Raw genomic sequence first — 26,033 nt, forward strand, 5'->3', positions numbered from 1 at the left:
CGCCCGCCCGCTCGCCACGGCACGATCCGGAATCGATGCGGCCTCGAAAAAGCCGCGGGACCGGGTATTGTTCATCGCTCCGGACCAGTTCGGACGGGCGACGATCACCGTCACGGTAGTTGTCCGATTCCAGGACTAAAGTGGGTGATCTGGGTGGTTGAACGGTCCGATAGGGTATCTCCGACCGAGGCCGGGAGAGGTGGTGGCATGACACAGAATTTGGAGAAGGCGAACGCCGGGCAATCGGGGTCCGACACGCCTTCGACGCCACCTGCCCAGAATCAGCCCAACGGGGCCAATCGAAATGCCCCCGCCGCGGTCCCCACCTCCGCCTCGCGCCGCGTGCGCGCCCGCCTGGCGCGCCGCATGACCGGACAGCGCGGCATCGCCGCCGTCAAACCGGTGCTCGAGCCCCTCGCCACCGTGCACCGCGAGCTGTACCCGAAAGCGAATCTCGCTCTGCTGCAACGGGCTTTCGACGTCGCCGACGAGAAGCACCAGCACCAGTTCCGCAAGTCCGGCGACCCGTACATCACGCACCCGCTGGCCGTGGCGAACATTCTCGCCGAACTCGGTATGGACACCACGACTCTGGTGGCGGCGCTGCTGCACGACACCGTCGAGGACACCGGGTACTCGCTCGAGGAACTGACCAACGAATTCGGTACGGAGGTCGCGCATCTCGTCGATGGCGTGACCAAGCTGGACAAGGTCAACCTGGGTGCGGCGGCCGAAGCCGAGACCATCCGCAAGATGATCATCGCCATGGCGCGGGACCCGCGCGTGCTGGTGATCAAGGTCGCCGACCGGCTGCACAATATGCGCACCATGCGCTTCCTGCCGCCGGAGAAGCAGGCCAAGAAGGCGCGCGAAACCCTCGAGGTCATCGCCCCGCTGGCGCATCGCCTGGGTATGGCGACGGTCAAGTGGGAGTTGGAGGACCTCGCCTTCGCAATCCTGCACCCCAAGAAGTACGACGAGATCGTGCGCCTGGTCGCCGACCGCGCGCCCTCGCGCGACACCTACCTGGCCAAGGTGCGGGCCGAGATCGTCAACACCCTGGCCGCGAGCCGCATCAACGCGGTGGTCGAAGGCCGGCCCAAGCATTACTGGTCGATCTACCAGAAGATGATCGTCAAGGGTAAGGACTTCGACGACATCCACGACCTGGTCGGCATCCGCATCCTCTGCGACGAGGTGCGCGACTGCTACGCGGCGGTCGGCGTCGTGCACTCGCTGTGGCAGCCGATGGCCGGGCGGTTCAAGGACTACATCGCCCAGCCGCGGTACGGCGTCTACCAGTCGCTGCACACCACGGTCGTCGGTCCCGACGGCAAGCCCCTGGAAGTGCAGATCCGCACCCAGGACATGCACCGGACCGCCGAATTCGGTATCGCCGCGCACTGGCGGTACAAGGAGACCAAGGGCAAGCACTCCCAGGACTCCACCGAAGTCGACGATATGGCGTGGATGCGGCAGCTCCTCGACTGGCAGCGCGAAGCCGCGGACCCGGCCGAGTTCCTGGAGTCGCTGCGCTTCGACCTGAAGTCGCCGGAGATCTTCGTGTTCACGCCCAAGGGTGATGTGATCACGCTGCCGCAGAAGTCGACCCCGGTCGATTTCGCGTACGCGGTGCACACCGAGGTCGGGCATCGCTGCATCGGCGCACGCGTCAACGGGCGTCTGGTGGCTTTGGAACGCCAGCTGGAGAACGGTGAAGTCGTCGAGATCTTCACCTCCAAGGCGCAGAACGCGGGACCGTCCCGGGACTGGTCCAACTTCGTGGTCTCCCCGCGCGCCAAGGCCAAGATCCGGCAGTGGTTCGCCAAGGAACGCCGCGAAGAGGCCCTGGAAGCGGGCAAGGACGCCATCTCCAAGGAGGTGCGCCGTTCGGGGCTGCCGTTGCAGCGCCTGATGAGCGTGGACGCCATGAGCGCCCTCGCGCACGAACTGCACTACACCGATATCTCCGCGCTGTACGCGGCCGTCGGCGAGAACCAGGTCTCGGCGCACCATGTGGTGCAGCGGCTCATGGCCCAGCTCGGCGGCGTCGGCGACGTGGAAAACGAACTGGCCGAACGGTCTACGCCGTCGACGGTTCCCTCCCGGCAGCGCGGCACCGGGGACGCGGGCGTCGAAATCCCCGGTGCGCCGGGCACGGTCGCGAAACTGGCCAAATGCTGCACCCCGGTGCCCGGCGACGAGATCATGGGTTTCGTCACCCGCGGCGGCGCGGTCAGCGTGCACCGCACCGACTGCACCAACGCCGATTCGCTGCGCAGCGAACCGGAGCGCATCATCGAGGTCAAATGGGCCCCGTCGCCATCGTCGGTCTTCCTGGTCGCCATCCAGATCGAGGCCCTCGACCGCACCCGCCTGCTGTCGGATGTGACGAAGGTGCTCGCGGACGAGAAGGTGAACATCCTGTCCGCCTCGGTCATGACTTCCGGTGACCGCGTGGCGATTTCGAAGTTCACCTTCGAGATGGGCGACCCCAAGCATCTGGGTCACCTGCTCAATGTGGTCCGCAATGTGGAAGGCGTCTACGACGTCTACCGGGTGACCTCGGCGGCCTGACCGCAACCGATCAGGAGACGACGGAATCGGACTCGGCGGCGGCCCGGGCGGAAAGCGCTCGCGCCGCAACCGATTCCACCGCGCGGGCGTGAGGTGTTTCTTACCCGGTGCTAACCTTCGGTGACGTCGCGGAAACCGCCCGCTCCTACCGTATACACGCATGTCGACAACACTGGCTCCGCGAGCCGGCGGCGCGGGCGGCAGCCTGCGGGACGGGGTGTACACCGCGCTGCGCGCCGAGCTGATGAACGGGGAAATCAAGTTCGGTCAGCGCCTCACCGAACCGAAAATCTGTGCGCGCTTCGGCATTTCGCGCACCCCGGTCCGGGAAGCCCTGGCCATGCTGTGCGTGGACGGCCTGCTGCGCCGCGAGGAGTACGGATTCAGTCCGGTACGGCCGAGCATCCCGCTCATCCGGAACCTCTACGAGCTGCGGATCACCCTGGAACTGAGCGGGATTCAGCGGGCCATCGACAATCCCGCGGTGGTGCACGATCTTTCGGCGCTGACGGCGGAGCGGGAACGATGGCTGGCCCTGCGCGCCGACCCGCCGCCGAAAGAGCCCGGCTTCGTGGTGGTGGACGAGGAATTCCATGTCGCCCTGCTCGACGCCTCCGGCAATTCCGAGCTGACCCGCGCCCTGACCGCCGTCAACGCCCGCATCCGTCACGTCCGCATGTACGACTTCATGGTCAACAACCGGGTAGAGGTCACCATCGCCGAGCACCTCGCGATCCTGGAAGCCGTACTGGCCGGGGACCTCCCGCTCGCCTACGACCTGCTGCGCCGCCACATCGGCGAATCCCTCGACGTGGTGCTCGAGCGCGTCACCAGCGCCATCGTCGCCATGACATTGGACGTCGAACAGGAGTAGGCCCGCAACAATTTCTTAAGGCGCCGAGAAGGTGCAGCCTCCCCGGCCGCAACCGCCGCGGCCTCGGCGCGACCTGCACCGGCCGTCTCGGCGACCACTGGGTCACCGTCGCCGAATACTCCTACGAGTCGACGTCATCCAGCGGTGACAGCACCAGTACCAGCACTATTCGCTACATCGTGACCGTCGTCCACCTCGACCGCCAATACCCGTCCGTCGCCGTCCACCGCCGCGGCGTCTTCTCCCAATTAGGCCGAAACCTCTTCGGTGACAAGCCCACCGCCACCGGCAACGAATATTTCGACGCCCGCTTCCGGATCACCGCCGCCGACCCGGTCTGGGCGAAAGCCCTGGTGACCCCGCCCCTCGTCCACGCCCATCTCACCGCCCAATTACCCGAATGGAGCGTCGTCGGCGCCGAACTGCTCTCCTACCACCATGCCGCAAAGATCCACGACCCGAACCAGATCCCCGCACACGCCGCGCGGCTGCTGCACGTCGCGAATCTGCTGGGCCGCGGAATTCATTGACCCGGCGAGCAATTCCGCCGGGTGGGTCAGGCCACGGGTGCGGCGGTGAGTTCGATGACCTGGGCCGGGCCGGCTCGGAACGCGGGGCTCGCGGCGTCGGCTTCGATCATGTGCGGGGTGAGGTCGTGGGCAGCGAGGGCGGACTCGGACGACCAGTGTTCGATGAGGACGAAACGGTCGGGGTCGCCGGTGACACGGTGCAGGTCGTATTGCAGGCAGCCGGGTTCCGCGCGGACGATGGGCGCCAGGCGGGCGAAGGCGTCGATTTGGTCCTGGCCGCGGCCCGGCTGGGTGGTGATCATGATGAGCAGTCGTACTGGTGTTGACACGTGCAGCAGCCTAGGTCGATAGCCCGGAATTCGCGCGCCGGCCGAATATGGACATGCAGTGCCAACTCGTTGACCCGCTGTGCCGCATGCGGGCGGGGTGGTCCCATTTCCGGCGCCGGGCGGCGACACTCGTTGTGACCGGGAGACATTCACGAGTTCGGGTGGATCGATGCCGGTTTGCTCCAAGCGTTGTGGAGCGGCCCACCAGTTTGCGTCGTTCGGGGAAATGCACCCCCGTCGTGGCTCCGCAGACTCCGGTCGTGACAGCACGCATCACCCGATGATGCAGGCGGGCCGTTGGATACGTGCACGGCGCTCGGAGTACGAGACGGCCCGGAGGCTTGCGCTTCCGGGCCGTTGTCCATTCCCCGGGGTATCAGCGCTCGACCCAGTACCGGTGCAGGCGTTCGGCCAGTTCGACCGGGCGGCTGAGCATTACGCAATGGCCGCCGTCGATCTCGTCCGGGTCGATGCCCAGCCGTTCGCGCACCAGCGGGCGCATGAAATCGGCGGGCAGGAAGCGGTCGTCGCGGCAGAGCAGGAAGCGGGTCGGCACCCGCGGCCAGCTCTCCAGGGGAATCGGGCAGTCCCCGGCGTGCTCGTGTTGTTCGCGCCCGCGCTGCATCGCTTCGGCGGCCAGTTCGGCGGGCACGTCGTGCATGAACGCGTCGATCACCTGCTCTTCGGTATCGATCCGGATGCCGAGCACCTGGTGCCCGCTCGCCGCCCACCAGTCGTCCGGGGCTTGTCCCGGCACCGGAATCATGGCGGTCAGCAGCACCAGCAGTTCGGTATCCATCCGCGCGCTGACCACCGGCGCGACCAAGCCGCCGAACGAATGCCCCACCACGACGACACCGGATCGGTCGCCGACCTCGCTGATCACCGCGTCCGCGTACTCCGAGATCCCGGTGGCCGGATCCTCGATGGGCAGATCCACCTCCACCACCTCGTGCCCGCGCGCTCGAAGCTCCGGCGCCACCAGATGCCAATCCCAGGAACTGCTTCCGCCCCCGTGAATCAGCACGAAGGTCGCCCCGCCGTTCTCCCGCTGCTCATCCACGGTGAGCCTCCTCTCATTCGATTGCTCGCCAAGCACTTTCACGCCCGGAAACTCCCTGCTCCGCCCGATTCTGCCCGCCCGCACCGACAGTTCTCCGCGCAAACCTGAGAGAACTGCAAGGAAACCCTCAGCCTCCCGCAAGTTTCTCCAGCCACTCTGGATATCGACATCCCCGAGACCGTGAGGTGCGAAATGGTTGAGCTGGAAGTCACCGACGGCGCGGTGACGGTGCACGTGGAAGGCATCCACCGAGTCCTGTCCCTGCACGAGCACGTAACCTTCGACCTGTCCCGCGTAACCCGCGTCGCTCTCGCCCCGGTAGACCTGCGCCCCCCGTGGCTGCGCGCCCCCGGCGCCTTCCTGCCCGGCGTCATCGCCGCCGGCACCTTCCGCGGCAAGGGCCGTAAAGAGTTCTGGGACACCCGCTTCGACGGCCAAGCCATCCAGATCGACCTGTCCGGCACCGATTTGACCCGCCTGGTCATCGACGTCCCCGACCCCGACTCCGCCCTGCACACCCTGGTAACCGCCGCCGCGGCTTGATCCGAGCGTTACTGTCGGAACGCATGAGCGCAGCCGACGACACCACTGCCATATCGAATTTGATCGCGAAGTACGCGGAGCTCGTCGACGACGGTGATTTCGCCGGCGTCGGCGCGTTGTTCGCGAGCGGGGTGTTCAAGGGCGGTGGTGCGTCGGTGACCGGCAGCGCGGATATCGAGAAGATGTTGCGCGGCATGGTGATCCGTTACGAGGACGGCACGCCGCGCACCCACCATGTCACGACCAACACCGCCATCGAATTCGATGCGGGAGACGCGACAGCCGTCGCGCGGTCGTATTTCACTGTGTTCCAGGCACTTCCGGGCCTGCCGTTGCAGGCGGTGGTGGCTGGACGCTACCGGGATCGGTTCGAGCGGGTCGAGGGGCAGTGGCGGTTCGCCGAGCGTGAGGTGCAGATCCGTTTGACAGGTGAGCTGAGTGGTCACCTGCGTGCCTCCGCGGGGGAGTGACGGTTCAGTGTCGGCAGGTCGATAACCTGCGGGTTCGCTCCGGACGCGGGGCTTTCGGCGGTAGCATCGGGCTATGGGTGGCCACAGCGGGTCGGGCTCGTGAGCGCGGGCGGCGGGGACGCGTCGTTCACCGGTTCTATCGCCGAGATCTATGACACGTTGCTGGTTCCGATGATTTTCGAGGAACCGGCGCGGGCCCTCGCGGCGGCGGTGGCGGCGACGGGCGGGGTCGAGATTCTCGAAACCGCGGCCGGGACCGGCGCATTGACCAGGGAACTCGATCGGCTGGGCCGGTTCGACATCGTGGCGACCGATTTGAACGCACCGATGGTGGCGGCCGCGGCCGAGCGGTTGGCGTCCGAACGGGTGCGCTGGCAGGTGGCGGACGCTCAGGAACTGCCGTTCCCGGACCGGAGCTTCGACGTGGTGGTCTGTCAGTTCGGGGCCATGTTCCTGTCCGACAAGGTGCGCGGCTACGCGGAGGCCCTGCGGGTGCTGCGACCCGGCGGCACCTTCGCGTTCAATGTGTGGGACCGGATCGAGAACAATGCTGTCGCGCTGGTCATCGCCCGGGCTTTGTGCGCGGCCGCACCGGACGAGCCGCTCGAATTCTTCAGCCGCACCCCGCACGGGTACTTCGATATCGAGCGGATTCGCGGGGAACTCGCGGCGGCGGGGTTCGAGGAGATCAGCGGCGCATACCTCGACGGGACGAGCCGGACGACCGCCGAGGTCGGTGCGGTGGCGCTGTGTCAGGGGACGCCGATGCGGGGCGAGATCGAACGGCATTCGTCGTTCGATCTCGGGTCCGCGACGGCCATCGCGACCGCGGAATTGCGCCGCGAGTACGGGCCGGGCGAGTTCGACGCGCCGACCCGGTGGTTGCAGATGACGGCGCGTCGAGGTGACGGCACTTAGCTAGCCGAGTTCCTCCGCCAGCCCGACGATGATCCCCTCGGGCCCGCGCACATAGCAGAGCCGGAAGATCTGCTCGTACTGCTCGATCTCGCCGACCAGTTCCGCGCCGCGCGTACGCAATCGGGCCACCACATCGTCGATATCGTCCACCGCGAACATGATCCGGCGGATGCCGAGGGTGTTCGCGGGTGCGTGCTTCGGTTCGGGGCTGATCGGCCGCGGGGTGTGGAACATCGCCAGCTCGACCCCGCCGTGCCCGTCCGGGGTGCGCAGCATCGCGACCTCCTGTCGCACATCGTCGACGCCGATGATCCGCTCCACCCAGCGTCCCTCGACCGGGCCCCGATTCTCGAGCGTCATCCCCAGCTCGACGAAGAACTCGATCACGGTGTCGAGGTCCTCGACCACGATGAGGACATTGTCCATGCGCTTGATAGCCATGCCCCAGTCTCTCTCGTGACGCCCGCCGGCGGTGGGCCCGGCCGGTCCGGGCCCACCACCGCACCCGCTAGGGCACCAGTGTCGGCTGGTCCACGGCCCACAGCCACGAGCCGTCCGGCTGGCGGCGGGCGATCTCGACGGTCACCTCGCCGGTGGTGAGCGTGGTCGCGGTCAACGCCAGGTCCTCGCTCACCAGCGAGGGATGCTGGCGGCCCGGTGAGAGCACCGGTGCGGCCGCCACGAACTGTTCGTACACCTTGCGGATCTCCGCGTGCCCCGTCGCCTTGTTGCCGGGCGGGAATTCCAGGACCGCGGTGGGTTCGTACAACGCGACGAGCCCGTCGACGTCACCCGCGTTCGCGCGCTCGATGAAGAATCCGGCCAGGTCGTCAGGGGTGGTGGCAACTTTTCGATTTGTCATGACACAAGCCTCCCAACGAATCATGACATCCTGTGTCAGGTATTCCCGCTAGAGTTTTTCCATGCGCGCCGACCGATTGGTCTCACTGGTGTTGCTGCTGCGCCGGCACGGGCGGATGTCCGCGCCCGAGCTGGCTCGCGAGCTGGAGGTCTCCACCCGGACCGTGCTGCGCGATATCGAGGCGTTGTCCACCGCCGGGGTTCCGGTCTACGCCGAACGCGGCCGGCTCGGCGGTTTCGCCCTGCTCCCCGGTTTCCAAACCGAACTCACCGGACTGAATCACGACGAGGCGCTCGCTCTGCTGGTGGCCGGATCACGCCGCGGCGCACAGGCTTTCGGCCTCGGCTCGGCCCTCGCCTCCGGCATGCGCAAAGTGGTCGATGCCCTACCGGAAAGAAATCGAGCCACCGCCGCCGATGCCGCCGAACGGCTGCTCATCGACCCCGAAACCGACATCCTGGCCCGCTCGACCACCGCCGAGGAGCTGCCCGACACCGTGGTCGCCGAGGTCCGCCGCGCCGTCTTCGCCGGCCACAAACTCCGCATCCACTACGCCGCCATGGATCAGAACCCCAACTGGCGCACCGTCGATCCCATCGGCCTGGTCACCGTCCGCAATCAGGGTTACCTGCTCGCCACCAGATCCGGCGAGGACCGTACCTACCGCCTGTCCCGCATCCTCGCCGCCGAGGAACTCCCCGAACCCGCCCAACGCCCCGCCCGCGTCGACCTCGACCGCGCCTGGCAGGAACGCAGCACCCGTTTCCGCACCAGCGGCGACCAGGTAACCGCACTGATCCGCATAAAACCGTCCGCCCGGGAAGAACTGCTGGCCACCGCCCTCACCGTCCTCTCCGAAACTCCCGACCCCGATACCTGGCTCCGTCTCGAAGTAACCTTCCAAGACCCCCGCCACGCCGAATGGGCCCTCTGGCAACTCGCCACGAACGCGGAAGCCCTTGCCCCCCAATGGCTCCGCACCGCCCTGCACGACCGCGCCGCCGCCATCACCACCCGCTACCGCAATCGCCCGGAAACAGCCGACCCCGAAAGGTGAACGCATGCAGCACGAACCGATGACCCAACCCGACGACCAGGGCCCCTTCTTCCACGGCACGAAAGCAGTCCTGAACCCCGGCGACCTACTGGACCCCGGCTACAGCTCCAACTACGGCCCCGGCAGAAAAGCCAACTTCGTCTATTTCACCGCCACCCTGGACGCCGCCACCTGGGGCGCCGAACTGGCAGCCGGCGACGCCCAGGAACGCATCTACGAAGTAGAACCCACCGGCCCTTTCGAAGACGACCCGAACCTCACCGACAAACGCTTCCCCGGCAACCCCACCAGGTCCTACCGCACCCGCCACCCCCTCCGCGTAAGCGCCGAAGTGCAGAACTGGACAGGCCACTCCCCGGAAGCCTTGCAGCACATGCGAAACCACCTGGCCGAACTCGACCGCCAGGGCGTCGAAGCCATCAACGACTGACCCGGTTTCGCCTCCCAGGCAGGTCTCAGCGTTTCGGGCGGAAGTCCGTCTGACGGCGGTCCGGTGGCCTTTGGCGTTGACGGGCGGCTGAGCGGCGGAACGCACTCACCCCCTGGTAGATGGCTGCGACTCGGTCGGCGGTTAGGCTTGCCTGTCCCCATTACCCCAGGAGAGTTCATGACGACGTTCGAGAATGTCACCGTCACCAAGAAGGCCAATGTCTACTTCGATGGGAAGTGCGTTTCGCACAATATCGAGTTGGCGGATGGGACGAGTAAGTCCGTCGGTGTCATCCTCCCGGCTACGTTGACGTTCAATACGGGTGCGCCGGAGATCATGGAGTTGCTGGAGGGGGAGTGCAAGGTGACTTTGGCGGGGGCCGATGAGACCGTTACCTATAAGGGTGGGGAGTCGTTCTCGGTGCCGGGGAACAGCAGCTTCCAGATCGAGGTCGTGGAGCCGGTGCATTACGTGTGCCACTTCGGCTGAGTCGAATCGGTTGTGAACGCCCGGGTCTCCGTGAGGTCCCGGGCGTTTCGTTTTGTGTAGGGGTGGGCCGGCTCAGCTGGCCAGGGCGGTGCGGGTGGCGGAACGGATTGCGGTGGTGACGGTTTCGGGGGCTTCGAGCATTACCAGGTGGCCGCAGTCGGGGAGGACGATCGCCGAGGTGGGGCGGAGGGCCTTGTCGAGGTGGGCGCCGGCCTTGGCGGACAGGATGCGGTTCTTCGCGCCCCAGATGGTGGTGATGGGCGGGAAGCTGGGGGAGGGGTGGAAGTAGTCGAGGGTTGCCAGGCTCGGGAGGTCGCGGGCGATGGCGGCCGGGGGGAGGAGGCGGCGGGGTTCGGACCAGCGGGTGCGGAGGGCGGCGAAGGTGGTGGGGGTCATGTGGCGGCCTCGGGGGCCGAGTTGTTCGCGGACTACCAGGCGGGCCAGGGGGGCGGGGAGGCGGATGGCGGTGGCGAGGGAGTCGATCTGGAGGTGGGCGAAGGTGCGGGCGGTCCAACCGGTTTGGGTGGGGCGCAACGTGGCGGAGGTCAGGGGGCTGCACAGGACCAGGGCGCGGACGGCGGCCGGGTTGGCGCGGGTGTAGAGCAGGGAGAGGGCGCTGCCGAAGCAGTTGCCTACCAGGGTGACATTGCGCAGGTTGTGGGCAGTGATGAACTCCGCGAGCATGCCGATGTAGTTGTCGACCGTGTAACCGGCGGCCGGAGTGTCGGAGTCGCCGTAGCCGAAGAGGTCGATGGCGTAGACGCTGTGCGTGGCGGACAAGGCTTCGAACTGGCCGGCCCAGATGCGCCGGTCGCCGCCGATATTGTGCAGGAAGATGATGGGATCACCCGATCCGGCCTGATCGTAGGCGACGGACACCCCGTGGTAATCGAATACCGGCATCGGGCGCTCTCCTCGTTGAGTAGCGGTGCTGTACAGCGTCTTCCGACGAGGGCCGTCAGCACCGACATGCCTCTCGCGCGGCTATCCAACCATGCTAGCTGGTACCGCGTGTAACACAAGGTTTCGATCGGGGCGCCCGAGCCCTGGTCAGTGGGTGGTTTCGATACTTTCCTCTCCGCGTCGAAGCCACGTTTTGAGAGCTTCCATACCCGAATCGCGATCTACGACCGGTCGGTATCCGAAGTCTCGGGTGGCCGCCGAGGTGTCGTAGGTGCCGGTGCGCGTCATCACCGCAACCGAGTAGCGCGACAGCGGCGGCGTCCAGTGTTCGGCGAGAAACGGTGCGCGCCTAAGTGTTTCGATCACTTCCACGATGAAGTTCACCAGGCGCGGATCGAGCTTGCGGCCCGGTGACCGGTAGCCCAGCTCGGTGGCGATCTGTGTGAGGAACCGCCAGACGTTCGTCTGTTCGGCATCGGCGATGAAATACGCCTTGCCGCCCACGTTCTCGCCGACTGCCGCCTTGACGCAGGCTTCGACGATATTGTCCACATGGCACAGCGAGGCGTACACCTCGCGTCCGAAGGACAGATCCGGCAGGGTGCCCGCCGCGGCCCGGTCGAGCAGCCGCACGATCGGCCCGGACCGATCCCCGGCACCCCAGATGGCCCGCGGCCGCAGCGCACAGGTGGTGAACTCGCCGTCATCGGCTTTGAGCACCAGCCGTTCCGCCGCCGCCTTCGTCTCGCAATAGTGATTCAAATACTGCTGCGGATACGGAACGGTCTCGTCGATGTTCACCTGATCGCCGCCATCGCGCGCCATCAGCGCACTCGGACTGGACACGAACACGAACCGCCGCGCCGCTCCCGCCTTGGCCGCACCGAGCAGCCGCGCGGTAGCCGCCACGTTCTCGGCCCAGAACTGTGCCCGGGTCCCGCGCTCGTCCACCCGCGCCGCGCTGTGGAACACGATGTCCACACCCTCGACCGCGCGGGCGAGCGAATCGGTATCGGCCAGATCGCCGGTGATCACCTCGACCCGGTCCAGCACCGCGGCGAGATCGCGCAGATTGCTGGTGCGCCGCACCAGAATCGCCACCTGGTAGTCGCCGTCGCGGACCAGCCGCCGGGTGAGCGCACCACCGAGGAACCCGGAGGCCCCCGTCACCAATGCCTTCACGACACCACCCGCAACCGTTTCGATCCGCGATCGGCCGCGGGAAGCTCCGCCCACCGGCTCGCGATTTCATCCAGGGCCATGGTCACCGCGATCTGCGCCACCGCGACCAGGCCGCAGCCCGCGAGCAACCCGCCGACCGCCGAAACCGCCTGCGAAACAGGCTCTTTCATGACGCCTCCCTAGTCGCCGAGCTGCCGGGCCGCCCACACCGCCAGCTTTTCGCGCCCGATCTTGGCGTTGTGGCGGATATCGACCGGGAACTCGGGATGGAACAGGAATGCCCCGACCGCCGCGGCCACCTCGAATTCGTCCCGCCGCCGGGACAATTGCCCCGTCACCACCTGCTCGTCGGCCCCGGCTTCGAGCTCCACGCACAGCACCGGCCGCTGTGCGCCCCGCTCGCCGACCCCGACCAGCGCGGTCCGCGCCACGCCCGGAACGGTATTGAACACTTGCTCGACCTGCACGGTGAACATCGGCCCGCGCGCGGTCTCCAAACGCTGACTCTTGCGCCCGCAGAACCGGATTCGCCCTTCCTCGTCGATCCACGCCAGGTCCCCGGTGCGATGCCACACCCGATCCCCGTCGATGATCTTCCCGGCCGCATTGGCCGCCTCCGGCCAGAAGTACCGGGTGCTGACGTTCGGCCCCGCGACCACCAGCTCCCCGATCCCGCGCGAGACCGCCAGCTGCGCTTCGCGCGCCGCCACGGCCGCCCAGGTCGGCAGCTCGTCATCGGTGATCGCGATGATCCGCGCCTGCACGTGCAGCGCCGGCCGCCCCACGCACACCCCCTTGCCGCGATGCGCCTGCTCCACCAAGTCGCCCAGCAATTCCCGCGATTCGATGGTCGCCATCGGCAGCGCCTCGGTGGCCCCGTACCCGCTGTACACCTTCGCCTCGGCCGGCAGCGCCCTGCGCAGCCCCGCGATGCACCAGTCCGGTACCGGCGCGCCGCCGGAGTAGATGCTCTCCAGGCTCGGCAGCTCCGCCCCGGTGTCCTCGAGCTGCTTCAGTAGCGGAACCAGCACGGCGGGGGAGGCGAACATGGTCTTGACGCCGAACCGCCGGCACGCGTCCACCACGTGCGCCGGATCGGTCGCGCCGACCTTCGACGGAATCAAAGGCGGTATGACGCAACGTGATCCGAGTAGCAGCTCCAGGATTCCGGCGACCGGCGCGGTGATCAGCGAGGTCCCCGGCGGCACGTGCTCGCGCGCCGCGTCCACCTGCTCGATCATGGCGCTCAGATTGCCGTGGGTGAGCACCACCGCCTTGGCCGGTCCGGTGCTGCCGGTGGTGTAGGCGATGAGCAGCGGATCGTCATCGGGCGCGGGTTCCCGAACCGGCAGTGCCGCAGTGGGTTTGCGCCCCCAGCTCGCCAAGGTCGGCCCGCGCCAGAAGCATCGGCCCACGGTCACCGACACCCGCACCTTGCGGAAGTAGGAGCGGAACACGATCCGCACCGCCTGCGCCTCCGAAACCCCCACGAACGCTTCGGCATCGGCGGCTTGCAGGCAGCGCAGCATCTTGAACAGCCCCATGCCCGGATCGATCACCACCGGCACCGACCCGATCTTGAAGAGCCCGTACAGCACCGCGTACAGCTCGGGCCCGGGTTTGACCAGCACGATGGTCCGCATACCCCGCGTCACCCCGGCGGCGGCGAAGTTCTCGGCGATGGCGTCGGACCAGGCGTCGAGCTCGGCATAGCCGATCTCGCTGTACGTCGGCAGTCCGGCGCCGTCGTGGCCGGTGGCGTGGATGACCGCCGCCCGCTCGGGGTGTGCGGCGACGACGGCGGCGAACCGATCCAGCGCACGCCAATAGGTTGCGGTAACGGTCACGACATCACCTCGAGGGAATTCGAGCGCACGGGAATTCGAACCACTTTCGTAATCGCGAGTGCGGAATTAGTGGATGCATATTGCGACACACGTCCCCCTGGAAATGTCGAGGAATGCGATGAGCGGTACCGGGAGGTTACCGCACCTGTCGCGCACCCGCCACCGGTCGTTGTCGAAAACGCCTTGCCGTGCAATGGGTTTGGTGTGAATCACGGTACCGACACCGGTTTCGCCGCAGCCCCTAGCGGACCCCTATGTCAGTACCCCTGGACATTCCCGCCCGTACCCCGTTTTACCAGGTCCTCGAGGTTGGCGTAGCGCGAAATCCTCCTGTTACCAATGGGATTCGTGTGACCACTGTGATGTCCGGTTACCCATTGGTACTGATACCGTCCGATTCGGCATCGGGGCTACTGGATAACGACGGCACCGGCATCGAATAGCGAATGCCGCACGCCGCACCAGAATTCGACCGAACTTCAAAATCTTTCCAGAGAGTAGGGGGCCATGCGTACTCGCTTCGAATCGATCGGTGCGTACACACCCAGCACCGTCCGCTCCACGGAAGACGTGATCAGCAGCCTGTCCGTGCCCAGGGCACTGGATCTGGAGCGCATCACCGGAATCAAGAACCGGCGCGTCTACAATTCCGATCCGGACAACTACGAGTCCTCGTTCGAACTGGCCCGCCAGGCCATCGACGACTGCCTCAGCCACTCCGGCTACGCCGCCGCAGACCTCGACGTCGTCATCTGCGTCTCCATCACCCGCTTCCGCGACGCCGAACACTTCTGTTACGCACCGGCTTTCGCGCTCATGCTGCGCAATGCCATCGGCGCCACCAATGCCCTGCACTTCGATCTGTCCAATGCCTGCGCGGGCATGATCACCGGGGTCAAGCTGCTCGATCGCATGATCAAGACCGGGGTGGTGCGGCGCGGCCTGGTGGTCAGCGGCGAGCAGATCACCCCCATCGCCGAGACCGCGACCCGTGAGATCAGCCAGCCCTACGATCCGCAGTTCGCGGCGCTCACCGTGGGCGACGCCGCGGTGGCGGTGATCGTCGACGACAAGGGCGACGATCACGACGAGATCCACTACATCGAGCTGATGACCACCGCCGCGGGCGCGGAGCACTGCATCGGCATGCCGAGCGAGAAGACCACCGGCATCGCCATGTACACCGACAACCGGGCGCTGGCCAGCGAATCCCGGTATCTCCAGGGCATCAGCCGGATGGCGGATTACCTCGCGGAGACCGGAAGGACCTGGGAGAGCGAGAAATACGACTACTGGGTGCATCACCAGTTCAGCGGGCCGGCCATCGACTACATCAGCCAGCTCACCGAACGGCACTTCGACACCCCGATGCCGCAGCAGCTCAACGTGTACCAGGAGTACGGCAATACCGCCTCCACCTCGCACTTCCTGGTGCTGCACGAGCATCTGGCGCAGCAGAGGATCCCGAAGGGCTCCAAGGTGCTGCTGATTCCCGAAGCGTCCGGCGTGGTGTCCGGGCAGCTCGCCGCGACCATCAGCCGACTGGAGGCGTGAAGCCATGACCACCACCATCGTTTCCGCGGCGGTCTGCACCGATGTGGACAGCAACAGCTACTTCGAACTGGCCGCCCGCGCCGGCCGGGCGGCGCTGGAACAGGCCGGGGTCTCGCCCGATCACATCGGCCTGATCATCAATGCCGGGGTGTTCCGGGACAGCAATATCTCCGAACCGGCCGTGGCCGCGCTGATCCAGAAGCGCCTGGAGGTCGGCCTGGAGTACCGGACCGGCCGGCTCCCCGCTTTCTCCTTCGATCTGCTAAATGGCGGCAACGGCGTGGTGCACAGCCTGATGGCGGCGCAAACCTTCATCGCCGCAGGCGATCTGGAGTACGCGCTGGTGGTCGCCGGTGACACCCATCCGTCGCTGGAGCGTGAGGTCGAGGGCTTCCCGTACACCCCCACCGGTGCGGCCCTGCTACTGCGCCTCTCCGGTGACGCGGGCGGCTTCGGCCGGCTCTACACCGCGCAGGAATCGGGTGCGATCGCCCCCACCGGCTGGGCGGATCTGGTCGGCGCGGGCACCAACGGCCGGGCCGCCATGACCATCGGCCCCGGCAGCGGCGACCCGCTCGAAGCCGCCGCCGAGGCCGTGACGCAGCTGCTGGCCGGAGAGGGGTTGGAGCTCAACGACTTCGCCACCGGGGCGGCCGTATTGCTCACGCCCGCACCGATTCCGGGCTTCCGCGAGCGTCTGGCCTATCGATTGGGTGTGCCGTCGTCGGCGGTGGCCGGGGTCGATCCCGCCGTGGGCGACCCGTATTCGGCCGCCCCCGTGCACGCCTACCTGACCGCGGCGCAGCGCGGCCTGCTCGACGCGGCCCGCGCCGTGGTGTTCCTGGGTGTGGACGACAGCTCGGCGGCCTGCCTGGTCTACCGGCCGCATGCGCTGGCCTCCACTGGGCCCGCATCGGATGGCTGAACGAAATATACTGTCTGGCAATTCGTTTCATCGGTATCCCGCCGACGGCTCCGGGCGCGCCGGCCGGCGGGTACCGGAAACGCCGTGCCCCGGCTGATATCGGTCGCCACCAGGCGGCCACCGCTGCAATGATGCCGCTCCAGCACACCGAAGCTCGCCGTGCCATCCCTTCAGTCGGGCGCATCCGATCGATGAAGGGACTGGAGATGCGGCGGTCGGTCGCGATGGACCGAGAACAGCGGGCGGTGGGCGGAATCCGCCCGGGACCACGACGAGTGGACACTACGGAGGCGCGGCTACGGGCGGCGCTACCCGGCGCGGATCCCGCCGAACTGACTGTCATGCGGGCGCTGGCGGTGCTGGGCGGGGTGGGCACCGCACGGCTGGCCGCGGACCTGATCGATCGCGATATCGCCGAAACCCGCGGTGTGGTAGCGGAATTGGCGGCGGCCGGGCTCGTGCAGGGGGAGCGGTGGGCGCATCGGGAGTACGCCGAGCGGCTGTTGGGCGAGCTACCGGGCGAAGAGCTGCGCGACCTGCACGCGCGGACCGCGGAACTGCTGTACAAGAACGGGTTTCCGGCCGTCTACGTGGCGCGGCATCTGGTGGCGGCGGGGGACGTGCGCGGCACCTGGGCGGCCAGGGTGCTGGTCGCGGCGGCAGACGAAGCGCTGCGGGAGTACGAATTGGACCGGGCCGGGCAGTGTTTGGAGCTGGCGTATCGCGCCAGTCGCCGAGCGCGGGAACGGGCCGCCATCGCCGCGCGGCTGGTATCGGTCGAGTGGTGCACCAACCCCTCCAGCCGGACCCGTAACTTCGGCCGGTTGAAGGCCGCGCTGCGGACCGGCCGGGTGCCGCATCCGGAGCTGCCCGCCACCGTGCTGCACATGCTGTGGCACGGGTACGCGCTGCACGCCGATCACGCACTGACCCGGTTGGACCGGGCCGTGGACGGGGTGCTGCCCGGCGGGCCGCGCTTCGAATTCCTCTGCGCCTGGCTGCGTTACACGCATCCGGTGCAGATGCAGCGATATCAGCGCCTGTTCGAGGGACCGGTCCGCCCCGGATATCCGGCGGAACGGGACACCCCGCACGGCCCGGCCGGTAAGCTGCTGGCGGCGCTGCTGACCCAGCATCCGCCCGCCGAACTTCCCACCGCCGCGCAGCGCATCCTGGCCGGGCATCGGCTCACCCTCGATACGGTCGAGGTGCTGGTGGCGGCCGTGGACTGCCTCATCCACACCGATCGGCTCGACACCGCCGACGCCTGGTGCGTATCGCTGCTGGCCGAGTCGGCGGCCCGGGGCGCGCCCACCTGGCAATCCATCTTCGCGGCCGCTCGGGCGGAAACCCTGTTGCGCAAGGGCAATCTCGCGGGTGCGGCCGAACACGCCGTCCTTGCGCTGAACCTGCTGCCCGCCGACCATCTGGGCGTGTGGGTGGGTCGGCCGCTCGCGGTGCTGGTGCGAGCGCTGACCGCACTCGGCAAGCACGCCGAGGCCGCCGCCCAGCTGCGCCGCCCGGTGCCGCGGGCCATGTTCGATTCCCGTTTCGCCCTGGCCTATCTCAGCGCGCACGGCGATCACTGCCTAGCCACCGGCCGCCCGGAGGAGGCGCTACGCCATTACCGCCGCTGCGGCAATCTCATGCAGGAATGGCAGCTGGACTTCGCCTGGCTCGCACCCTGGCGCAATGACATGGCCGCCGCCAGCCTCGCCGCCGGACAGCACTGGCAGGCACAGGCTTTCGCCTCCATGCACCTGGATCTGATCGGCGGTGCGGACGGTCACCGCACCGGCGGGACCTCGCTGCGCCTGCTGGCCGCCACCAACGACGAACACCGGCGGGTGCCACTGCTGCGCCGGGCGGTGGCCATCGCGCGCGCCGGGGCCGACGAACGCGAATTGGCCACGGCCCTGGTCGATCTGGGCAACTCCTACCGCGCGATGGGCGATGCCGACCGCGCCCGCCCCCTGCTGCGCGAAGCATCCCGGCTCACCGCGGCCTGCGGCGCCGCCGAACCCACCGAACGCCTGGCCGGCGCCCTGCCCGAACCCGCGCTTACCCAGCCCATCCCCGTCACCGGCGGCGGTCGGGACGCGCTCAGCCCCGCCGAACGCCGGGTGGCCGAACTCGCCGCGCTCGGCCAGCGCAATCGCGAGATCGCCGCCGCGCTCGACATCACCACCAGCACCGTGGAACAGCATCTCACCAAGGTCTACCGCAAGCTGTCGGTCGCCCGCCGCGGCGAACTCCGCTTCGCGCTGGTGGAGCAGGCGGCCACGGCCGGAAACGCGGTGGGATAACAACTCTCGTAGCTCACGACGTTCGAAAGGGGTCGGATAATGGGCGCAGAACCGATCGGTGTGATTCCGGCGCGTGCGGAGGTCGATGGACCGGCTGATTGATAAATACCGAACGGTCGGTACATCTGTGCGCTATATCCGAGACCTGCTCGGCGGCCACATCACCCTCGGGCTGCTCGCCGCACCCCTGCTCGAGAACTGGCTCGGGGATCGCTTCGCCGGTCGCCCGATCAGCCCTCGCCGCCGGTCGGCAAACCCAGGAATATCTGCACCTGATTCGGGTAGGGGCCGTAGTTGCCCCGGAACAACTGCACCGCCACCTCCCGCACCTCGCCGGTATCGAGGTCGCGCAATCGCATCAGCGAGCGTTCCCGCCCGTAGGCCACCGCGCCCTCGTCCCACAACTCGCGGAACTGCTCGTACCGGCCGAGTTCGGCGAGCAGATCGGTGGACCAGGCGGTATCGCCGACGGTCGCGATGAGACTGCGCAGCCACTGCACGGTCAGGCGTAGCTCCTCGTCCCACTCCACCATCACCCGCCGGGAGCGTTCGTCGGCCAGGAACCAGCGCAGGATATTCACGTCCTCGCGCAGTCCCGGGAACGCCCGCGCGTAACTCTCGTTGCAGGCCAGCACATTCCAGCGGGTGTCTAGATAGGCGGCCAGGTGCGGTTCGTGCAGGTTCAGCGCATCGCGCATATCCTCGGTGAGCCCGGCTTGCAGCTCCTCGACCGAGGGCACCTCGGGATTGGCCAGCCCCGCCAGATCGAACAGGTGCCGGCGCTCCACCGGCGCCAGCGCGGCCACCCGATCCAGATAGCGCACCAGCGCATCCACCACCTCGTGGGTGGGATGCCCCCGATCGCCCTTCTCCAGATGCGTCACATAACTCGCACTGACCCCGGCATTGAAGGCGAGCCGCTCCCGCGAAACCCCCCGATCCTCACGCAGCCGGCGCAGGAGCTTCCCGAACGACGGCGGACGCAACTGCCCGGAGTCGCGATTGAAGTCCCCATTCAGGCCCACGCCAACATCCTTCTCCAACGAGGTACCACGAACGCGACGAGTAACCGCCGGGGATCGCGCTTTCCGATAGTTCAGTTCTTGACCTATTTCAATACCGTCTCCCCCGGCGAAAGACAAGATCGAAACGCGCTTAGCGAACTACTGGAAAACCTTGGTACGGAAAACATGCTGTCATAGGCCAACACGTTTCCGCTGTATGAGACGAATGTGCCTCGCGGGTAACAATATATCGTCTGCGTCTGGTGAGTCGTGTGTGACTTCCGGGCAAACATGCGCTATGGGCACGGCGAAAAGAGCTGAGGCGCGGTCGAATACGGCTCGGCGGCGGGTGCCGTCAGAGCGAGTCGGCCTTGCTGATCCAACCGACCACCAGGCGATTGAGCCAGGTGGGGGAGAGTTGGGTGGCGGCGGCCAGGAGTTTGGTCTGCGCACCGACCAGGACGTGCGGGCTGGGCAGCAGACGGCGGCCGGTGGCGGTCCGCCATACCGATTCCGCGACGTCGTCGGCGGTCAGGCGGACGCCCAGGGTGCCCGCGGACTTCGCGCCGCGATCGACCTCGGTCATCATGCCGGTGGCGACGAACAGCGGCAGCAGGTCGTGCACCCGGATGCCGTGGTGCCGCCACTCCAGATCCAGGGCTTCGGTGAGGGAGCGGACCGCGGCCTTGGTCGCCCCGTAGACGGCCAAGCCGGGCTGACCGTAGAGGGCGGACGCCGAGGCCAGGTTGATCACCTGGCTGCGCGGGGTGTCGCGCAGGTGGGGGAGGGCGGCGTGGCAGCCGTTGAGGACGCCTTTGACGTTCACATCCACCAGGCGGTGCAGTCGCTCCAGCGGGATGTCCTCGAACGAGCCCGAGTACAGGATGCCCGCATTGTTGACCAGCAGGTCGAGACGGCCGGTGGCGCTGGTGAATTCGGTGAGCGCGCGCTCCCAGCCGGCCGGATCGGTGACATCGAGCGCGCCGGTGAGCGTGGTGCCCTCGATCTCCCGCGCGGTGCGCCCCGCGGCGTCGGCGTCGATGTCGTAGAGGCCGACGGTCCAGCCCGCCGCCGCGAAGCGGGTCGCGATCGCGCGGCCGATGCCCGCCGCCGCCCCGGTGACGAAGACCGCGGGGTGAGACCTGTTGACGGTCATGGACATTCGAGCCTCCCTGCGCGTGGCGGGCCGTGGTCGGCGGGCGCGACCAGCCCGCGCCCCGATCAGGCGACGCTGCGGCCGTCCCGATTCGCCTCGATCATCGCACGATGGAATTCGGCCGCGTCGCGGGCGGCGTCGCGGCCGTCCGCCAGTACGTCCGCGCCGAGATGGATGAGGGTGTGCGGTGCGCTGGGCCGGATCTGCAAACGCAGCGGCACCCGCGCCTCCTCGCACCGGCGCGCGATCTCGAGCGCGTCCGCCAGCAGCATTTCCCGCGATCCGACCTGCACCAGGATCGGCGGCAGCCCGGTGAAGTCGTGATTGACCACCGACCACATCGGATCCAGGACGCCGTCCACGGCGATCCCGCGCCGCACCACCATCTCCGGTCCGGCCGCCGGCAGCACCGCGTCGTACCGCGAGTTCGGGTGCGCGTCCCGGGCCGCGGAGTCGAAGTTCGCCCAGGGGGAGGTGACCGAAAGCCCGGCCGGCAGCGGCAGACCGAGATCGCGCAGCGTCAGCGCCAGCCGCAGGGCCAGCCCGCCGCCCGCCGAATCCCCGGCCACGATCAACTGCTCGGGTGCGAACCCTTCGTCGAGCAGATGGCGGTACGCGGCGAGCGCGTCGGCCAGGCTCTCGTTCGGATGCGCATCGGGCAACTGCCGATAATCCACGCTCAACACCGGCAGTTCGCTGTCGCGGCCCAATCGCGCGGTATGCCGCCGGTAGCTGTTGAGCCCACCGGCGATGAACGCACCCCCGTGGAAGTACAGCATCGCCGCCCCGCGCTGCACCCGCGGATCGGAAACCGGTGCGGTCCAAAGCCATTCGGCCTCGAAATCATCGAAGGAGACCCCGTGTCGCAGCAGGTCCCGGGGCGCGCCCAGGATCCGCGCCGGAGCCTCCGACAGCCGGGTCACCTGGAACACCATGCGTGCGGGCGCATCCCCCAGATCGGCGACCCAGGCGCCCGCCCGCAGGAAAGTCTGCAAGGTGCTCCGCAGCACCGGATGCGCGATCCGCGTCCCGATCCGGGCCCGCCCGATCTCCTCCACGAACACACAACTGCCGGAATCCGAGGTCAGCGGCAACATTGCCACGGGGCGCTCCTGTCCGCGTCCGGCCAGGCCGAGCCGCTACTGCTTCTCTACGACGATGCCGGCGCGCAGCCGAGACCGAAGATCATCTTGACCGTTGTGACGCGGATTGTCATGCCCCAGAGTCAAATTCCCCCGCCGGCACCGAGCTCGTCATCCCCGTCGACAAGCTATCGTCCCCGCACCGCGCAGCGTTTCGCGGCCTGGATCTGCCCGGCCTGCACTACTGTGACCACGTGCTACCTACCGAGTTCGGGCCCGGCGATGTCGTCTACTTCCCCGCGGGGCCGTTCAGTGGGATCTGCGGTGTCGTACTCGAGGTCGATACGCGGAACGCCAAGCTGCGCATCGACTTCGGTGAGGGCCTCGCGCACCGCGAGGGCGGGGTGCTGCGGGAGCGCCGGCACCGGCTGACGGTGGAATTCGACGAGGTCGAGCTGCTCTAGGCGGCCGCCGCGATCATGGGGGTGCGGGGTCAGCCGAGGAAGCGCTCCAACTGGTCGGTGACGAACTGGGGGTTCTCCTCGACCAGCCAATGTCCGGCGTGCGGAACATCCACTGCCTGAACGATATTGGTGATACGTGGGGAGACCGTGGCCCGGATCGCGTCCAGTTGGCCCTGCGCGGTCATGAGCAGCGCCGGGAGCTGGATGGACGGGGCGATGAGGGTATTGCGGACGTCCTGGTCGAGGGCGCGGTAGAGGTCGAACCCGCCGGAGAGCGCCGCTGGACGGGTGTAGGTGCGGGCGAATTCGTCGATTTCGGCGTCGGTGAAGGGGGAACGAGTGGAGGTGCCGCCGAATGCGGTGCCGCCGAAAGCGACCTGCGGGTAGAACATGGCCAGGTAGTCGCGGACGTCGTCGCCGACCACTGCCTCCGGGATCTTGCGTTGGGTGTGGAAGGCGATGTGCCAGCTCAGGGTTCGATAGGTGGCCGCGTCGATGGCGGGACCGGGGAGCGGCAGGTCCAGATAGCCGAGGCGGGTGGTGTCGGCGGGGAACTGGGCGGCGTATTGGAATGCGACGGCAGCGCCGAAATCGTGGCCGATGACGGCGGCATCGCGGATGCCGAGCCGGTCGGCGATCAAGGAGTGCACGTATCGGGCGAGGGTGGCTTTGTCATAGCCGGTCGGGGTGCCGGTGCTGTCACCCAATCCGGGCAGGTCGATGGCGTACACGGTGTGGTGTGGGGCGAGCGCGGGCATGATCGGCCACCAGCCGTACCAGGTTTGCGGCCAGCCGTGGATCAGCACCACCGGGGTGCCGCTGCCACCGGTCACGTAATGCATGCGCACGCCGCCGACTTCGGTGAACTCGTGCCGGAAGGTCTTGCTGAAGGCGGGGTCCTGCTGGGTGATCGCGGCGTAGGGCGCGACGACCGGGCCGGAGTCGCAGGCCGCGCTGACCGAGGTGAGCAGCAGCGCGAAAGCGATGATCACCGCCGCGCGCGCCCTCCGGAGCAGACGGTGCGCGGGTGATCGGGTGGTGTCGGCGCTCATCGGGACCTCTTTCGTCGGTAGGTCCTCAGCTTCACCAACCCGGCCGGTTTCTGGCACGCGATCTTGCGGTTTCGGCAAGATGGGCACATGGACCCGGAAACAGATGATGTCCTCGGCGCGGTGGGCCCCCGGCTGCGTGCCCTGCGCCGCGACCGCGGCATCACCCTGGCCGAACTGGCCGCGACGACCGGTGTCTCGGAGAGCACCTTGTCGCGCTTGGAGAGTGGCCAGCGGCGCGCGACCCTCGAACTGCTGCTGCCGCTGGCCCGCACCTACGGTGTCCCCCTGGACGATCTGGTCGGCGCGCCCAGGACCGGGGACCCCCGCATCCACCTGAAGCCGATCCATCGCGCCGGCATGATCTACCTGCCGCTGTCCCGGCGGCCGGGCGGTGTCCACGCCTTCAAAATGATCATTCCCGCGCGCCCCGAACCACTCACCCCGACCCCGCAGACCCACGATGGGTTCGAGTGGCTGTACGTCCTCAACGGCCGCCTGCGACTGCTGCTCGGCGAACGCGATCTCATCCTTTCCGCCGGCGAGGCGGCCGAATTCGATACCTCCCAATCACATTGGCTGGGCAGCGCCGACGGCGGCGCGGTCGAACTCCTCATCCTGTTCGGTCCGCACGGCCTGCGATCCCACGTGCACGCCGATGCTTCGCAGTGAGCGTCCTCGACTGCGGGAAGTGGTCGCCGACGATCCGGGCCGCTGCGCAATCGGGTGGCCCCCGCTCGAAGCAGCTACTTGGCGTCCCCGTAGCACTCCACGATCGCGGTGGTGAAGGGGAAGCGAACGGGCGTGGGGCCGAAGGCGATTCGGCCCGCGGTCTCGGCGGCGGTAGCGATCGCCGCGGCGACGACGGACGCCTCCTCGGCCGGGCAGTGGACGATGACTTCGTCGTGCTGGAAGAAGACCAGTTCGGCTTTCAGCCCGGCCTGGGCCAGCGCGTGACGGAGGCCCGCGAGCACGAGCAAGGTCCAGTCGGCGGCGCTGCCCTGCACCACGAAATTGCGGGTGAAGCGGCCGCGAGCGCGGGCCCGGGGCGTGCTGCCGAAGGCCGGCGGCGCGTCGTGATCGACCTGGTCGAAGGCGGCTCCGGCCGGAGTGCAGGTGCGGCCGAACCAGGTTCGGACGAGCCTGCCCTGCTCGCCCGCGGCGGCCGCATCATCGACGTAGGCGACGGCGGCGGGGTAGCGGCGGCGGAGTTCGGCCATATGGGTGAGGGCATCGCCGGAGGTCTGGCCGTAGATCGCCCCGAGCATGGCGATCTTGGCTCGGGCGCGGTCGCCGCCGAAAGCGCGCGCGGCCAAGTCGGCGTACAGGTCCTCACCACGGCCCGCGACCTCCATCAGCCCGGGATCGCGGGAGATGGCCGCCAGCACCCGGGGTTCCATCTGGTCGGCGTCGGCCACCACCAGCCGCCAGCCCGGATCCGCGCGGATGGCCCGGCGGACGATCTTCGGAATTTGCAGGGCGCCACCACCATTGGTGGTCCAGCGTCCGGTGACGGTGCCGCCGGGCAGGTACTCGGGACGGAAGCGGCCGTCGTGCACCCAATGCTCGAGCCAGGACCAGCCGTGCGCGGTGTAGAGGCGGTACAGCGATTTGTAGGCCAGCAGCGGCGCGATCGCGGGGTGATCGATCTCCCGGAGCTCCCATTTCCGGGTGGAGGACAGGGTGATCCCGGCGCGCGCGAACGCCTTGATGATGTCCTGCGGCAGATCGGGCCGCACTCGCACGCCCGGACCGAAGGCCCGCGACACCTCCTCGGCCAGCTCCGCCATGCGCCGCGGCTCGGCATCACCCGAAATGCGTTCGCCCAGCATGCTTTCCAGCAGTTCCCGGTGTACATCCGCGCGCCAGGGAATCCCGGCCCGGTGCATCTCGGCCGCCACCAGCATGCCCGCGGATTCGGCGGCCAGCAGCAAACGCATCCGGTCCGGGTATTCGGTTTCGGCCGTGCGAGCCACCTGCCCCGCGTAAACCTCCAGCAGCGCGGTGAATTCGTCGGTGCCGGGCGGCAGCGGTACCGGACCCGACTCGAACAGCGACGGCTGAGTGTCGGCCGCGCGCAGGGGAGCATCCGGCGGCACCGGCAGACGGTGCAGCCGAGCCCAGGCGGCCGCGAGCGAACGCGCCTGCCCCGACTGCCCTTCTTCATGACCGATCAGCAATGATTCGGCGGCCTCCACGTCATAGCAGCGCTCCACCCGCACACCCGCCGACAACAGCCGACGATAGATCTCCGCCGTCGACCGCCACACCCAGCGCTCCACCTCCGGCCGCGACCGCACCGCCTCGGCGAGCGAGGGCTCACGCAGCACCGGCCCGGCCGGCCGGCCGTCGGAGCCGAGCGGGCACAGCCGAGCACCCCCGTCCTCCGTTTCGGCCACCGCCCATCTCATGCCCTGAG

The 26,033-nt window shown here is 68.0% G+C and carries 27 protein-coding genes; 14 read left to right on the plus strand and 13 right to left on the minus strand.

Going from position 1 to position 26,033, the window contains the following annotated elements:
- The first annotated feature begins 207 nt into the window (after positions 1 to 207).
- The 3 genes from NI1_RS03425 (at position 208) to NI1_RS03435 (ending at position 3,981) form a co-directional block, all read left to right on the plus strand.
- Entirely contained in the window at positions 208 to 2,577 is a 2,370-nt protein-coding gene (locus NI1_RS03425) for a RelA/SpoT family protein (RefSeq protein ID WP_067813904.1), read from the plus strand.
- A 160-nt stretch (positions 2,578 to 2,737) separates the two neighbouring features.
- On the plus strand, positions 2,738 to 3,451 hold the full coding sequence (locus NI1_RS03430; RefSeq protein ID WP_067813906.1) for a GntR family transcriptional regulator: 714 nt from the start codon (positions 2,738 to 2,740) through the stop codon (positions 3,449 to 3,451).
- 179 nt (positions 3,452 to 3,630) lie between these two features.
- Positions 3,631 to 3,981, plus strand: a complete 351-nt coding sequence (locus tag NI1_RS03435; protein WP_067813908.1) for a hypothetical protein — start codon at positions 3,631 to 3,633, stop codon at positions 3,979 to 3,981.
- Between the two features lie 26 nt (positions 3,982 to 4,007).
- Here NI1_RS03435 and NI1_RS03440 read toward each other — a convergent pair whose 3' ends face one another.
- Positions 4,008 to 4,310 carry a putative quinol monooxygenase gene (locus NI1_RS03440; protein WP_067813910.1) on the minus strand — a complete coding sequence of 101 codons (303 nt, stop codon included), beginning with the start codon at positions 4,308 to 4,310 and terminating at the stop codon, positions 4,008 to 4,010.
- A 376-nt stretch (positions 4,311 to 4,686) separates the two neighbouring features.
- Positions 4,687 to 5,373 carry an alpha/beta fold hydrolase gene (locus NI1_RS03445; protein ID WP_067813912.1) on the minus strand — a complete coding sequence of 229 codons (687 nt, stop codon included), beginning with the start codon at positions 5,371 to 5,373 and terminating at the stop codon, positions 4,687 to 4,689.
- Positions 5,374 to 5,565: 192 nt separating this feature from the next.
- Between NI1_RS03445 and NI1_RS03450 the strand changes: the two genes are divergently transcribed.
- From NI1_RS03450 to NI1_RS03460, 3 genes are all read left to right on the plus strand, one after another.
- Complete coding sequence (locus NI1_RS03450) at positions 5,566 to 5,916, plus strand: hypothetical protein (RefSeq protein ID WP_067813914.1); 351 nt, start codon at positions 5,566 to 5,568, stop codon at positions 5,914 to 5,916.
- Positions 5,917 to 5,939: 23 nt separating this feature from the next.
- Entirely contained in the window at positions 5,940 to 6,386 is a 447-nt protein-coding gene (locus NI1_RS03455; protein ID WP_067813916.1) for a nuclear transport factor 2 family protein, read from the plus strand.
- Between the two features lie 99 nt (positions 6,387 to 6,485).
- Positions 6,486 to 7,304, plus strand: coding sequence for a class I SAM-dependent methyltransferase (locus NI1_RS03460; protein ID WP_067813918.1), 819 nt, complete (start codon positions 6,486 to 6,488; stop codon positions 7,302 to 7,304).
- On the opposite strand, the gene NI1_RS03465 is transcribed toward NI1_RS03460, so the two are convergent.
- Both NI1_RS03465 and NI1_RS03470 read right to left on the minus strand, forming a co-directional pair.
- The gene (locus NI1_RS03465) at positions 7,305 to 7,745 is read right to left on the minus strand and encodes a VOC family protein (RefSeq protein WP_067813920.1); all 441 of its coding nucleotides are present in this window, start codon (positions 7,743 to 7,745) and stop codon (positions 7,305 to 7,307) included.
- A gap of 67 nt (positions 7,746 to 7,812) precedes the next feature.
- Positions 7,813 to 8,166 (minus strand): YybH family protein, encoded by a 354-nt coding sequence (locus tag NI1_RS03470; protein ID WP_067813922.1) that lies wholly within the window; start codon positions 8,164 to 8,166, stop codon positions 7,813 to 7,815.
- 61 nt (positions 8,167 to 8,227) lie between these two features.
- Here NI1_RS03470 and NI1_RS03475 point away from each other — a divergent pair, with 61 nt between their 5' ends.
- The 3 genes from NI1_RS03475 (at position 8,228) to ppnP (ending at position 10,142) form a co-directional block, all read left to right on the plus strand.
- The gene (locus NI1_RS03475) at positions 8,228 to 9,223 is read left to right on the plus strand and encodes a helix-turn-helix transcriptional regulator (RefSeq protein WP_067813924.1); all 996 of its coding nucleotides are present in this window, start codon (positions 8,228 to 8,230) and stop codon (positions 9,221 to 9,223) included.
- A 19-nt stretch (positions 9,224 to 9,242) separates the two neighbouring features.
- On the plus strand, positions 9,243 to 9,653 hold the full coding sequence (gene arr / locus NI1_RS03480) for an NAD(+)--rifampin ADP-ribosyltransferase (protein WP_084522679.1): 411 nt from the start codon (positions 9,243 to 9,245) through the stop codon (positions 9,651 to 9,653).
- Positions 9,654 to 9,830: 177 nt separating this feature from the next.
- Entirely contained in the window at positions 9,831 to 10,142 is a 312-nt protein-coding gene (ppnP, locus tag NI1_RS03485; protein WP_067813928.1) for a pyrimidine/purine nucleoside phosphorylase, read from the plus strand.
- Between the two features lie 72 nt (positions 10,143 to 10,214).
- Here ppnP and NI1_RS03490 read toward each other — a convergent pair whose 3' ends face one another.
- The 4 genes from NI1_RS03490 to NI1_RS03500 all read right to left on the minus strand — a co-directional run bounded on the left by NI1_RS03490 (position 10,215) and on the right by NI1_RS03500 (position 14,074).
- Positions 10,215 to 11,045 carry an alpha/beta fold hydrolase gene (locus NI1_RS03490; protein ID WP_067813930.1) on the minus strand — a complete coding sequence of 277 codons (831 nt, stop codon included), beginning with the start codon at positions 11,043 to 11,045 and terminating at the stop codon, positions 10,215 to 10,217.
- Between the two features lie 147 nt (positions 11,046 to 11,192).
- Positions 11,193 to 12,227 carry an NAD-dependent epimerase/dehydratase family protein gene (locus NI1_RS03495; RefSeq protein WP_084522506.1) on the minus strand — a complete coding sequence of 345 codons (1,035 nt, stop codon included), beginning with the start codon at positions 12,225 to 12,227 and terminating at the stop codon, positions 11,193 to 11,195.
- The gene (locus NI1_RS37735) at positions 12,224 to 12,397 is read right to left on the minus strand and encodes a hypothetical protein (RefSeq protein ID WP_157534932.1); all 174 of its coding nucleotides are present in this window, start codon (positions 12,395 to 12,397) and stop codon (positions 12,224 to 12,226) included. Before NI1_RS37735 ends, NI1_RS03495 begins: the two co-directional genes overlap by 4 nt.
- Positions 12,398 to 12,406: 9 nt before the next feature.
- Positions 12,407 to 14,074: a fatty acid CoA ligase family protein gene (locus NI1_RS03500; RefSeq protein ID WP_084522507.1), complete on the minus strand. Its 1,668-nt coding sequence runs from the start codon at positions 14,072 to 14,074 to the stop codon at positions 12,407 to 12,409.
- 507 nt (positions 14,075 to 14,581) lie between these two features.
- Between NI1_RS03500 and NI1_RS03505 the strand changes: the two genes are divergently transcribed.
- The 3 genes from NI1_RS03505 to NI1_RS39790 all read left to right on the plus strand — a co-directional run bounded on the left by NI1_RS03505 (position 14,582) and on the right by NI1_RS39790 (position 18,859).
- Positions 14,582 to 15,628 (plus strand): 3-oxoacyl-ACP synthase III family protein, encoded by a 1,047-nt coding sequence (locus NI1_RS03505; RefSeq protein ID WP_067813932.1) that lies wholly within the window; start codon positions 14,582 to 14,584, stop codon positions 15,626 to 15,628.
- 4 nt (positions 15,629 to 15,632) lie between these two features.
- A complete protein-coding gene (locus NI1_RS03510; protein WP_067813934.1) occupies positions 15,633 to 16,553 on the plus strand; it encodes a beta-ketoacyl-[acyl-carrier-protein] synthase family protein in 921 nt (306 codons plus the stop codon).
- 275 nt (positions 16,554 to 16,828) lie between these two features.
- A complete protein-coding gene (locus NI1_RS39790; protein WP_169815531.1) occupies positions 16,829 to 18,859 on the plus strand; it encodes a helix-turn-helix transcriptional regulator in 2,031 nt (676 codons plus the stop codon).
- 230 nt (positions 18,860 to 19,089) lie between these two features.
- On the opposite strand, the gene NI1_RS03520 is transcribed toward NI1_RS39790, so the two are convergent.
- The 3 genes from NI1_RS03520 to NI1_RS03530 all read right to left on the minus strand — a co-directional run bounded on the left by NI1_RS03520 (position 19,090) and on the right by NI1_RS03530 (position 22,116).
- Positions 19,090 to 19,884 (minus strand): helix-turn-helix transcriptional regulator, encoded by a 795-nt coding sequence (locus NI1_RS03520; protein ID WP_084522508.1) that lies wholly within the window; start codon positions 19,882 to 19,884, stop codon positions 19,090 to 19,092.
- A gap of 334 nt (positions 19,885 to 20,218) precedes the next feature.
- A complete protein-coding gene (locus NI1_RS03525) occupies positions 20,219 to 21,025 on the minus strand; it encodes an SDR family oxidoreductase (protein WP_067813937.1) in 807 nt (268 codons plus the stop codon).
- A gap of 59 nt (positions 21,026 to 21,084) precedes the next feature.
- Entirely contained in the window at positions 21,085 to 22,116 is a 1,032-nt protein-coding gene (locus NI1_RS03530) for an alpha/beta hydrolase (RefSeq protein ID WP_067813939.1), read from the minus strand.
- Positions 22,117 to 22,355: 239 nt separating this feature from the next.
- Between NI1_RS03530 and NI1_RS03535 the strand changes: the two genes are divergently transcribed.
- Positions 22,356 to 22,565, plus strand: coding sequence for a KOW domain-containing RNA-binding protein (locus tag NI1_RS03535; RefSeq protein ID WP_067813941.1), 210 nt, complete (start codon positions 22,356 to 22,358; stop codon positions 22,563 to 22,565).
- 29 nt (positions 22,566 to 22,594) lie between these two features.
- Here NI1_RS03535 and NI1_RS03540 read toward each other — a convergent pair whose 3' ends face one another.
- Entirely contained in the window at positions 22,595 to 23,617 is a 1,023-nt protein-coding gene (locus NI1_RS03540; RefSeq protein ID WP_067813944.1) for an alpha/beta fold hydrolase, read from the minus strand.
- Positions 23,618 to 23,704: 87 nt separating this feature from the next.
- Between NI1_RS03540 and NI1_RS03545 the strand changes: the two genes are divergently transcribed.
- The gene (locus NI1_RS03545) at positions 23,705 to 24,286 is read left to right on the plus strand and encodes a helix-turn-helix domain-containing protein (protein WP_067813946.1); all 582 of its coding nucleotides are present in this window, start codon (positions 23,705 to 23,707) and stop codon (positions 24,284 to 24,286) included.
- 74 nt (positions 24,287 to 24,360) lie between these two features.
- On the opposite strand, the gene NI1_RS03550 is transcribed toward NI1_RS03545, so the two are convergent.
- The gene (locus tag NI1_RS03550; protein ID WP_067813948.1) at positions 24,361 to 26,025 is read right to left on the minus strand and encodes a bifunctional 3'-5' exonuclease/DNA polymerase; all 1,665 of its coding nucleotides are present in this window, start codon (positions 26,023 to 26,025) and stop codon (positions 24,361 to 24,363) included.
- Positions 26,026 to 26,033 lie beyond the last annotated feature (8 nt).

This window comes from Nocardia inohanensis NBRC 100128, assembly GCF_001612945.1.
Lineage (GTDB): Bacteria > Actinomycetota > Actinomycetes > Mycobacteriales > Mycobacteriaceae > Nocardia > Nocardia inohanensis.